This is a genomic window from Niabella pedocola, from assembly GCF_021044425.1.
GTDB lineage: Bacteria > Bacteroidota > Bacteroidia > Chitinophagales > Chitinophagaceae > Niabella > Niabella pedocola.
Window position 1 is genome coordinate 188903 of record NZ_JAJNEC010000007.1, and the last position, 11466, is coordinate 200368.

An 11466-nucleotide genomic window follows, 5' to 3' on the forward strand; every position below is an offset into this window, starting at 1 on the left:
CTGCCTGTTTGGGGATGGCCTTTTATTTGCCGAATATAGATAACTTATTTCTTTATAGATTGACCATCCGAAGTATCAAATGCAGGGACATTATTCGTATCCAGGTTGATTACGGTATCAATATTTGCCGGAGGTACCGGTATGGTATCCGGAGCCACGGCCGTAGAATCTGCCCCCTTTTCACCCTCGGCATTATTGTTACATGACGCAAAGCCTATCGAGCTGATTGCCAGTAGAATAAATAGCTTCTTCATTACCTTAAAATTTTAGATTAGTACTTAAAGATTAATACAAAACTTAGGGAAAGGTAACCCCTCCGCCGGTAAAAAAGTTTTTCTTAGTGAGAAAGGGTTACTATTTTTAAAAAAAAGTATTATAAACAGAACAAAGCGTGAAAGAGACGATCTTAGAACAGGAAATATTGCTACTGAAGGGTTTAGCGCGCAATGATAAGAAATCAACCGAAGAAATATACAAACAGCATTACAACCTCATTCAGGCTTTGGTAGTCAATAATAATGGTACTGCCGACGATGCCCGGGATATTTTCCAGGAAGCGATGGTAGTGCTCTTTGAAAAGGCGCGTTCAGGCACATTTGAACTTAACTGCCAGATCAAAACGTATTTGTACTCAGTAGCTAAACGTCTGTGGCTGAAGAAATTACAGCAGCAAAGCCGGTTTACTGAGGAGTGGAATGATTCAGGGAACCTGGTAAAAGTGGAGGAAGACCTGGAGGTTCATGAGCAAAAAGACCAGGAGTACGACCTGATGCATCATTCGATCCAGCACCTGGGTGAGCCTTGTAAAAGTTTATTGGAGGCATTTTATTTTAAGAAAAAGAGCATGCAGGAGATCGCCGAAAATTTTGGCTATACGAATGCGGAAAATGCAAAAACCCAGAAATACAAATGCCTGATGCGGTTGAAAAAAATTTTCTTTTCTCAATATAAAAAGTAGTTGGATAATGCACGAGCACGACAATATATTGTTAACCGAGGCGGTAGAACGGTATATTTCCGGGGAAATGACTCCAGATGAACGTTTACATTTCGAAAACTTAAGAAAGGCCGATAGCGAAATCGACCAGATGGTGGTTACCCATACATTGTTTATGCAGCGTATGAACCGCTACAATGAATGGCAGAAATTTCATGCTTCCCTGAACGAGATCCACACCGATTTGGCTGCCCAGGGAAAAATCGATTCTCCCGCACTTAAAGGAAAAGCCAAACTGGCCTACCTGTACAACCGGTATAAAAGAGTGGCATCCATTGCGGCCTCAATTGCAGGGCTTACCGCTTTAATGGTTTCCGCCATCCTCTGGTCGGTAACACCCAAAACCCATAATGCGCAGCAGATTGAAAACCTGAGCCGGAATCTCAGTTCTCTTGAAAATAAATCACGGAAACAGGCCGAAGAAATCAATAATCTTAAAAACAGCCAGGGCAGCGATGCTAAAACTCCCGAGATCACCTATAGCTCTGGGGGAACAGGTTTCATCATTGACAGTAAAGGATTGCTGGTAACCAATGCTCATGTAATCCAGAATGCACAAAATATAGCGGTGGCCAGTAATACTGGGATCGAGTATTTTGCCGAAGTGGTGTATACAGATCCTGTAAGAGATATTGCGCTGTTAAAGATCACCGATAAGGATTTTAAATCGCTGCCTCCGATTCCATACGGGTTCTCCCGCAAAATGGCCGATCTGGCGGAGCCGGTGTTCACCCTGGGCTATCCCCGTGAAGACGAAGAAATTTCTTACAACCAGGGCTACCTGAGTGCAAAAACGGGCTTTAACGGAGATACGCTTAGCTGCCAGATACAAATCTCGGCCAACCGTGGAAACAGCGGAAGCCCCATTCTGAACAATGAGGGCGATGTGATTGGTGTGTTAAACGGGCGCCAGAAAGACCAGGAAGGGGTCGCTTTCTTTATCCGGTCTAAAAATCTTTATAATATCCTGAATGAAGTCAAAAACAAGGAGAAAAATGACTCCGTCATCCAGAATGTGAAGCTGAATACAAAATCCTCCATAGCCAGTCTGAATCGCACACAGCAGACAAAGAAGATCCAGGATTATGTATTTGTAGTGAAAGTGAATTAATCTTTTTTTAGTCATTAACCAAACCCAAAGAGGGTGTCTCAGATTGAGGCACCCTCTTTATTTGAGCGGAGCCCGATGAGCCGGCAGTTTTCCGGTCATTGAACGGAATCTTTTTTGAAATCAACGCCTCCTTTGAAAATACAGGGCACTTACAGCATATCCACATCGGGGATCACCACCACTGATTTATACCTTTTTTCCTGGTGCAATTGTGCGATCTTGAAAAGGATATCCTGTTTACATTGAGTGATCAAACGTGTATTCCGGGGTAGTTTTAACAGCAGTTCCATCAGGTACTGGTTCCGCACTTTATTGATCAGCGGCTCGGAAGGCCCCATAATAAACCGGCCATAGGGATCCTGCAGGCCGGAAGCGAACCAGGCCGCCGCATCCTGTACCACCTCTTTGATCTTATTTTTAAACGTAAGCCGGATCAGTCTTGTATAAGGCGGATAACCAAATTGCTCCCTTTTGGGCAGCTCATCATCAAAGAGCGCCCGGTAATTGTGCCGCTGTACCTGCAATAATACCGGGTGCTCCGGCTGGGTGGTTTGTACCATTACTTTGCCCACACCATGTTTCCTTCCGGCACGGCCGCTTACCTGCTCCATCAGCTGAAATGCCCGCTCATTGACCCGGAAATCGGCAAACGAAAGGATGCCATCCGCATCTACGATACCCACCAATTCCACATGTTCGAAGTCCAGTCCTTTTACCACCATCTGGGTGCCCACCAGGATGTTCAGTTTCTGTTGCTCAAAGGTTTGTATCAGCTGATCGTGCGCATGTTTTCCCCGCACGGTATCCACATCCATTCTTCCGATATGGGCATGCGGCAGCAACTCCTGAAGTGCTTCTTCTACCCGCTCGGTTCCAAATTGTTTTTGAATAAAATCATGACCGCCGCAGCTGGGGCAGGTAACCATCAGGGGATAGTTGGTGCCGCAGTAATGGCATACCAGTTTATTGTACACCTTATGATAATTCAACGATACATCGCAGTATTTACACTGCGGAACCCAGCCACAGGTATTACAGCGCTGATAGGGTGTATACCCGCGGCGGTTTTGAAAAAGAATCACCTGTTTGTTGCGCCCCAATGTATTCCGGATGCTTTCCGCAAGCGGTGGAAAGATAATGGTATCCGCAAACTCTTTTGTCCGGTAGCGGCGGGTATCCACGAGTTCGATCTCCGGAAGTTTTATATTCCCGAACCGCTCCGTTAGTTGTACGAGTCCGTACTTTTCGGTAACCGCATTGTTATACGATTCAAAAGATGGAGTAGCGCTGCCCAGCAGCACCTTACATCCTTTAAACAACGAAGAAAAGTAAATGGCCGCATCCCGGGCATGATACCTTGGGGCGGGCTCCATTTGTTTATAGGAAGGATCGTGCTCCTCATCACAAACGATCAATCCCAGGTCGTAGAAAGGCAGGAACAGGGAAGAACGGGCCCCCAGTACAATTTTCAGCGATCCGTCTTTTACCTTATTCCAGATCTCTACCCGTTCATTTTGTGAAAACCGCGAATGGTATACGCCGATATGCCCTCCAAAATGCCGCTGCAGCCGCCGGATGGTTTGCGAGGTTAATGCGATCTCCGGCAGCATATACAGTACCTGCCGGCCCTGGCGGATCTGCGCTTCGATCAGGTGAATATAGATCTCCGTTTTTCCGCTTGAGGTAACCCCATGCAGCAAGCACACATCTTTTTCAGAAAAGACCGTCCGGATACTTTCAAGCGCTGCGGATTGAGCAGCAGATAGTTCAAAATTGATCTGGATGTCTTTGGGCAGGCTGCGGATCCGATCCACCGATCTTTTCTCCAGCATCAGGATCCCTTTATCCGCAAGTCCTTTTAACTGGGCATCGCTCGCACCCGTTTTCTTCAGGAGGGCCTGCTTCGTAATGGCGCCTTCCGTTTTCTGAAAGTGCAGGTACCCGAGCAACAGCTCCAGCTGCTTTTCAGCCCGCTGTAACTTGGCATCCGTATTCAGCAACTGTTCCAGTGCTGCCTCATTGTCGTAGTCCGGATGCAGCAGCACATAGGTTTCTTTTTTGGGATTGTAGCTATCTTTTAATGATTCCCAAACATAGCAGATCTTTCCCTGTATGAGGCGGTTCACCACCGGGTATACATGACTGCTATCGAGGATCAGCTGTACTTCCGTGAGCTTTAGCTCCTTGCGCAGCAACAGGGCTTCTGCCACCAGGAAAGCTTCATGATCTAGCTCGGTAAAATCGTCCCCGGCTTCTTCATTAAACACCAGGATGGTTTCACTGCTGAGTTTAAAATGCGCCGGCAGTGCGGCCGCCATCACCTCCCCTTCCGTACACATATAATACCGGGCCATCCATTCCCAAAGCTGCAGCTGTGACTCAAACACCACCGGTGCGGCATCCAATACACTGACCAGCTCCTTTGCCTCGAAAAATTCCGGAGGTGTTTGGTGTATCCGTTTGATAACACCTGCGTATTTTTTGGTTTTACCAAGATTTACTTCTACCCTGCACCCCACCAGCGCAGCCTCTTTCAGGTGCTCCGGAACCGCCCAGGTATAATTCAGCGGTAATGCCAGCGGGATGACCACTTCGGCAAAATCCGTTGCTGCGGCTGATTGATAGGGCAATTCATTCTTCATGCATTCCTTGCTTTATCCGGGTGTTTTACCCAGGTTACTTGATACTCCAGCAGCTTCTCTTCCATGAGCGAATAAACCTGCTGTTTCAGCCGCTCATGATCTTTTACCGGCCAGCCTTCCACGGGTACTTCATCCAAAAATACCACCCGGCATTTACCAGGGTTTAGCGAAAGCCGCCTGGAATAAGGCATCCGGTCGTAGGTATCCAGGAACAACACGGGCCGGATCGGGGTATTGGTTTCCAGCGCCAGTTTAAAAGCCCCGTTATAAAAATCCTTCAACGGACGGTTCGTTTCATTGAAAGTACCCTCAGGAAAAACAAAAATAGAGATTCCTTTGTTGATCACGGAACGCAGGATGCGGATACTGCGGGCCCTGCCTTCAGCCGATTTACGGTCAACGGTTACAATGGCGCGTTTGTAAATAAAGCCGAAAACGGGCAGTTTACCCATTTCCATCTTTCCCAATGCGCGCATCGGTTTACGAAAAACCTTTACCATCACCGGAATGTCCAGGTAGGAGATATGATTGGCGATGAGGATGTATTTCTTATTGCCGTCGAAGGGTGTGGTATACGATTTCTTTACCCGGATGCCGATCATCGCAAACCAGATATCCGCCCAAAAGGTGCAAAGGGCATAAATAACATTCCCCCCTTTTATCCGGCCCAGAAAAGCCGCAAGGATGCAAAGCGGAAAAATGAGCAGCATCACCACCAGGAAGATCAATGCCGCATAAATCATATAAAATAATCGAAACATAGTGCTTAGTCCTTCAAAAATAAATGGTTATGGCAAAATACAGCATGGATATTTGTCAACAGCCGCCAAAAGGTGCCGCATCGGCTAATTTTCCGTAATTTTGCAGCCTTTATGCAGGGCACAAAAACAGTCGCATTTCATACGCTTGGTTGTAAACTCAACTATTCGGAAACTTCTTCGCTTTCCCGGCTGATGGAGCGGGAAGGGTTTGAAAAAAAGGAGTTTACCGATGTTGCGGATGTGTACGTGATCAATACCTGCTCCGTAACCGATAACGCCGATAAAGAATGCCGGCAACTGGTACGCCGCATCCAGCGAAAAGCACCCGAAAGCGTGGTGGTGATCACCGGCTGCTACGCCCAGCTGAAACCCAAAGAAATCGCCGATATACCGGGCGTTGACCTTGTATTGGGTGCAGCCGAAAAGTTCAATATTGTAAAACATATTAACGAACTGTCGAAAAACGATGCTGCCAAGATATGCAGCTGCGATATTGAAGACGTAACCGGTTTCCATAGTTCCTACTCGATTAACGACCGTACCCGCACCTTTTTAAAGGTACAGGACGGCTGTGATTATACCTGTTCTTTTTGTACCATACCTATGGCCCGTGGCAAAAGCCGCAGTGCTTCCATTGACGCTGTACTGAAAGACGCGCAGTTACTGGCGGCCTCCGGGGCCAAAGAAATCGTGCTTACGGGTATTAACCTCGGCGATTTTGGCAAAGGTCCGGATGGTAATGCCGCAGCAGCCATCAACGGCAGGGCTGAGAATTTTTACAAACTGATCCAGGAGCTCGACCAGGTGGCCGGCATTGAACGCTTCCGGATCTCTTCCATTGAACCGAACCTCCTGGGAAATGAGATTATTGAGTTTGTGGCCAACAGCAAAAAGTTCATGCCCCATTTTCATATTCCCCTGCAAAGCGGTAGTAACGCCGTTTTGGGTGCCATGCGCAGAAGATATAAACGCGAACTGTATGCAGACCGGGTGGGCCTGATCAAGGCACTGATGCCCCATTGCTGTATCGGCGTGGATGTGATCGTTGGCTTCCCGGGTGAGACCGACACCCATTTTAAAGAGACCTACGATTTCCTGCACGAGCTGGAAATATCCTACCTGCATGTTTTCACCTACTCGGAGCGTGCCAATACACATGCGCTTACGCTTCAGCCGGTAGTGCCCGTTCCCCTGCGGAATGAGCGTAATAAAACATTGCGGAACCTCTCCTATATGAAAATGCAGTACTTTGAACAGCAGCATGCGGGGCAAACCCGGAAAGTGTTGTTTGAAAACCACAATAAGAATGGCATGATGGAAGGATACACCGATAATTATATCCGCATAACCACCCCGTACCGGCATGAATGGGAGAACCAGATCATCGACTGGAACCTGTAGCCCGCCTTTATTTCATCCTTGCTACTTTATTGCTATATTTATATTTGTTGATCACAACCAGTTACAAAACACCGCTTTTACATTAACATTTTCTTTTTATTTCCTGCCTTTCGTGGTATTGTATTTGTATTTCAATAACGCAGAAAGATACTTTGAAAAGCTCGTTATATCTGTTGATATAATCCTTTAAACCGTTTACAGTACTGGCCTACAGCCGGCAATGTTTTAATATTTTTTATATTATTTATTAACAACTCCTGTATAACACTGAATCTTTTTTACGCGTTAGAAAGAAGTATGTAAACCTTTATTATTTATATTTTTTATTAAAATTTTAATCATGAAAAGAACTACAAAAACAGTAATGATGGCATTGGCTGCAACCGTGATCACCGGAAGTGCATTTGCTCAGGTAGACAGCACAAAAACAGACTCAACAGTCGTGTCTACAGATTCTACACAAACAGACAAAAAAGATGACAAGTCTAAGGAAGACTCAACAGCAACTCCTACACCACCGCAGGCTTCTGTTGCTCCTTCAGTTAAGAATAATACGTATGTTTGGGTTGCTACCAACAGGGAACTGCTGGGCAACAAGCAAACAGCGGTTGAAGCAGAAAAGCAAGAGGCCTAATTTTTATAGAATCCGGTTCATTAAAACCACACTGGGAAACCAGCGTGGTTTTTTTTTGTAAGTTTGACTGACAGAAGAGAAAATTATGTCTACAAAAATAAAGTGCCCAAACTGCCAGCATGAGTTTCCAATTGAGGCCGCGCTTACCGATGAGCTGAAAAACGCCATTGAAAAAGAAAAAGACGGCCTGCGCAAGCAAATGCAGGATTATAAAAAGAACAAGGATGAAGAGATTGCCCTCCTGAAGAAAACCGCAGAACTGGAGGTAAACAAGGCCAATGAACAGTGGCAGCAAAAATTAACTACCGAAAAACAGGCGTTGCAACAGCAGCTGGAGGCCCAGCTGCGCAAAAGCATCAGTACCGATTTTGAGAACCGCATCGGTTCCTTACAGAAGGCCAATGAGGAGAGCGAGGAAAAGCTGAAGCTGGCCCGGCAAAAGGAAGCTGACTTTTTAAGAAAAGAGCAGGATTTCAAGACCCGGGAAGCAGAGCTCGAAATAACGGTGCAGAAAAAACTGAATACCGAGCGCGAAAAAATAGCGGAAGAACTCCGGCGGATCGAGAGCGAAAAAACGGCGTTAAGGGAAAATGAGTTCAACCTGAAGCTAAAGGAATTGGAAACCCAGCTGGAACAACAGAAGAAACTGGCAGCGGAAATGCAGCGAAAAGCGGAACAGGGTTCCATGCAATTGCAGGGCGAAAGCCAGGAACTGGCGCTGGAAGAGTTGCTTACAACGGCATTCCCCTTCGATCTTATTGAAGAGGTAGGAAAAGGCGTACGCGGAGCGGATTCCATCCAAACCGTTCGCAATAACCTGGGCGTGGCCTGTGGCAAGATCATATGGGAAAGCAAGCGGGCCGAAAACTTTGGCGGCGATTGGATCGAAAAGCTCAAAGCCGATATGCGCAGCCAGGGTGCCGATGTAGCGGTATTGGTTACCCGGCGTTACCCCAAAGACATGGAACGCTTTGGCGAAAAGGAAGGGGTCTGGATCTGCAATTTCAATGAGGCAAAAGCCCTCGCCAGTGTATTGAGGGATGGTATCATTAAAATATTCAATGCATCAAAAAGCCAGGAAAATAAGGGCGATAAAATGAACCTGCTTTACTCCTACCTCACCAGCCCGGAGTTTGCCGAACAGTGGAAGGCGATCCGGGAAGGCTTTTTAAGCATGAAGATCTCCATTCAAAAAGAACGCGATGCCATGGAACGCCTATGGAAAGCGCGGGAAAAGCAACTGGAAAAAGTATTGCTTAATGCTACGCATATCCGCGGCTCCATTGATGGCATCAGCGGCCTGGAATCGGTAGACCTTAACCTGCTGGGATATGAGGAAGAGGAATAAGCGAGGTTATTGCAAAGCACAAAGATGATGTATCATTAATGCCACAAAGACGCCAAGGCACAAAACAGCACAACGAAAATAAACATCTCATGATGTCCTTCATTTGCGCTTACAGATTGCACCGATGATAACAGATGCTATGCCATTCCGTGTGTATCTGAGAAACCGGTGCGCGCTTTATTTAAGCCATTCTTAATCATGAATACCACAAAGACACCTAGGCACAAAGGAAATCAATATCTTCGTGTTTCTCAGTGCCTGCGTGTCTTTGTGGCCCCAGTATATTATAACTTATTATCGCAATCGGCCAGTATTCCTTTTACATCATATACAATCGCCTGCTCCTTTTTGAGTTGCTTCAGATCCAGCTCCTGAAACTCGCTATGCGCCACCCCCAAAACGATGGCATCAAATTTCGTTTCAGGCAACGTGGTGGTACTTTCAATTCCATATTCATGAAGCACTTCTGCAGGGTTGGCCTTCGGATCAAACGTAGTTACTTCAACGCCGTAATCTTTTAACGCCGAAATCACGTCTACGATTTTAGTATTTCTTACATCCGGACAGTTCTCCTTGAACGTAATCCCCAGCATGAGTATGGCCGCACCATTGACGCCGATCCCTTTTTTGATCATCGTTTTTACTACCTGGGCCGCTACATACGCTCCCATGGAATCATTCAACCGCCGCCCGGCTAAGATAATTTCCGGATGATAGCCATGCTCCTGGGCCTTTTGCGCCAGATAATAGGGATCTACACCAATACAATGTCCGCCAACCAATCCCGGTTTAAAGGGTAAAAAATTCCATTTGGTGCCGGCGGCCTTTAGCACGTCGTGCGTATTGATGCCCAGGATATTAAAGATCTTGGCCAGCTCATTTACAAAGGCAATGTTGATATCCCGCTGCGAATTCTCGATCACCTTGGCGGCTTCAGCAACCTTAATTGTTGGAGCCAGATGTGTTCCGGCAGTAATTACCGATTTGTAGAGTTCATCCACTTCGCGGCCGGTTTCGGGTGTGGAACCGGATGTTACCTTCAATATTTTTTCAACGGTGTGCTCCTTGTCTCCCGGGTTGATCCGCTCCGGTGAATATCCTGCAAAAAAGTCTACATTAAATTTCAGTCCGGATGTTTTTTCCAGTACCGGTATGCATTCCTCCTCGGTAACACCAGGATAAACGGTAGACTCATACACAACGATATCCCCTTTCTTCAGCACCTTACCTACCGTTTCAGAAGCCTTGTAGAGCGGCGTCAGATCCGGGCGGTTATGTTTATCAACGGGGGTTGGTACCGTTACTATATAAAAATCGGCAGCAGCAATATCTTCCAGCCGATTGGATACATACAATCCTTTTTCACCAGAGCCAAACGGATGCTCCGGGATCAGTACTCCCTGCAGCACCGCTTCTTCCACCTCCAGGGTCAGGTCTTTTCCATCCCGTAACTCATCAATGCGTTTTTGATTGATATCAAAACCTATAACCGGATATTTGGTAGCAAATAAACGGGCCAGGGGTAATCCTACATACCCCAAGCCGATAACGGCGATCTTTTTCATATATACGTATTTATAATTGATGTTATCTTAAATTTTCCCAATACCATTTAACGGCTTCTTTCAGCCCCTTATCAATTGTATGTGTGGGCTGGTATCCCAGTAAGGTCATGGCTTTTTCAACCGATGCCAAAGAATGCGGAATGTCTCCCATCCGGTTCGGACCGTAAACAACCGGGATGCCGGCAATTTCAGCATCAAATTCGCTTAAGTATTCTTTAAGGTATTTTAACAGGTCATTCAATGTAGTACAGTCTCCCACCGCCGTATTATAAACGGTATTTATTGCTTCGGGGCGGTTGGTTAACATAGCGCGTTCATTCATCTGGATCACATTGTCGATATAGGTAAAATCACGCGAAAAATTCCCGTCACCATTGATCACCGGACTTTCATGATTCATCAGTTGTTTTACAAACAAGGGGATCACAGCCGCATAGGCTCCGTTGGGATCCTGGCCCCGTCCAAACACATTGAAATAACGCAGACCGATTGTTTCGATGCCATAGGTTCTTGAAAATATTTCCGCGTACAGCTCGTTTACGTACTTGGTTATGGCATAGGGCGACAGGGGTTTGCCGATCACATCCTCTACTTTGGGAAGACTTTCGGAATCGCCATAAGTAGAAGAGGATGCGGCGTACACAAAACGCTTTACACCCGCATCCCGGGCAGCCACCAACATATTTAAGAATCCGGATATATTTACCGCATTGGAAGTAACCGGATCCTTTATAGAACGTGGAACAGATCCCAGTGCGGCCTGGTGCAATACATAATCCACACCCGTTACCGCTTTTTCACAGTCTTCCTGGTTACGGATATCACCCTCTATAAGTTTAAAATGTGTATTTCCAAAATGTTGCTCAATATTATGCCTGTATCCCGTAGAGAAGTTATCCAGCACAACCACACCATATCCCTTTTCGAGAAAATAGGTAGTAAGGTTGGATCCGATAAAGCCCGCCCCTCCTGTAATTAGAATTTTTTTCATATCAATACTTAAAAAA

The 11466-nt window shown here is 46.2% G+C and carries 10 protein-coding genes; 5 read left to right on the plus strand and 5 right to left on the minus strand.

Features of this window, described 5'->3' with window-relative positions:
- Positions 1–44 precede the first annotated feature (44 nt).
- On the minus strand, positions 45–254 hold the full coding sequence (locus tag LQ567_RS21790; protein WP_231007918.1) for a hypothetical protein: 210 nt from the start codon (positions 252–254) through the stop codon (positions 45–47).
- Positions 255–391: 137 nt separating this feature from the next.
- Between LQ567_RS21790 and LQ567_RS21795 the strand changes: the two genes are divergently transcribed.
- Together LQ567_RS21795 and LQ567_RS21800 are read left to right on the plus strand one after the other, a co-directional pair.
- Positions 392–958, plus strand: a complete 567-nt coding sequence (locus tag LQ567_RS21795; protein ID WP_231007920.1) for an RNA polymerase sigma factor — start codon at positions 392–394, stop codon at positions 956–958.
- Positions 959–965: 7 nt separating this feature from the next.
- Positions 966–2108 (plus strand): S1C family serine protease, encoded by a 1143-nt coding sequence (locus tag LQ567_RS21800; protein ID WP_231007921.1) that lies wholly within the window; start codon positions 966–968, stop codon positions 2106–2108.
- 149 nt (positions 2109–2257) lie between these two features.
- Here LQ567_RS21800 and priA read toward each other — a convergent pair whose 3' ends face one another.
- The gene (gene priA, locus LQ567_RS21805) at positions 2258–4750 is read right to left on the minus strand and encodes a replication restart helicase PriA (RefSeq protein ID WP_231007922.1); all 2493 of its coding nucleotides are present in this window, start codon (positions 4748–4750) and stop codon (positions 2258–2260) included.
- Positions 4747–5511, minus strand: coding sequence for a lysophospholipid acyltransferase family protein (locus LQ567_RS21810; protein WP_231007923.1), 765 nt, complete (start codon positions 5509–5511; stop codon positions 4747–4749). The genes priA and LQ567_RS21810 overlap by 4 nt, the downstream gene beginning before the upstream one ends.
- 111 nt (positions 5512–5622) lie before the next feature.
- Here LQ567_RS21810 and mtaB point away from each other — a divergent pair, with 111 nt between their 5' ends.
- The 3 genes from mtaB (at position 5623) to LQ567_RS21825 (ending at position 8894) form a co-directional block, all read left to right on the plus strand.
- Entirely contained in the window at positions 5623–6912 is a 1290-nt protein-coding gene (gene mtaB, locus LQ567_RS21815; protein ID WP_231007924.1) for a tRNA (N(6)-L-threonylcarbamoyladenosine(37)-C(2))-methylthiotransferase MtaB, read from the plus strand.
- Between the two features lie 340 nt (positions 6913–7252).
- Positions 7253–7546, plus strand: a complete 294-nt coding sequence (locus tag LQ567_RS21820; RefSeq protein WP_231007925.1) for a hypothetical protein — start codon at positions 7253–7255, stop codon at positions 7544–7546.
- A gap of 85 nt (positions 7547–7631) precedes the next feature.
- Positions 7632–8894: a DUF2130 domain-containing protein gene (locus tag LQ567_RS21825; RefSeq protein WP_231007926.1), complete on the plus strand. Its 1263-nt coding sequence runs from the start codon at positions 7632–7634 to the stop codon at positions 8892–8894.
- A 284-nt stretch (positions 8895–9178) separates the two neighbouring features.
- On the opposite strand, the gene LQ567_RS21830 is transcribed toward LQ567_RS21825, so the two are convergent.
- Complete coding sequence (locus LQ567_RS21830) at positions 9179–10459, minus strand: nucleotide sugar dehydrogenase (protein WP_231007927.1); 1281 nt, start codon at positions 10457–10459, stop codon at positions 9179–9181.
- A gap of 22 nt (positions 10460–10481) precedes the next feature.
- The gene (locus LQ567_RS21835) at positions 10482–11450 is read right to left on the minus strand and encodes an SDR family oxidoreductase (protein WP_231007929.1); all 969 of its coding nucleotides are present in this window, start codon (positions 11448–11450) and stop codon (positions 10482–10484) included.
- Positions 11451–11466 lie beyond the last annotated feature (16 nt).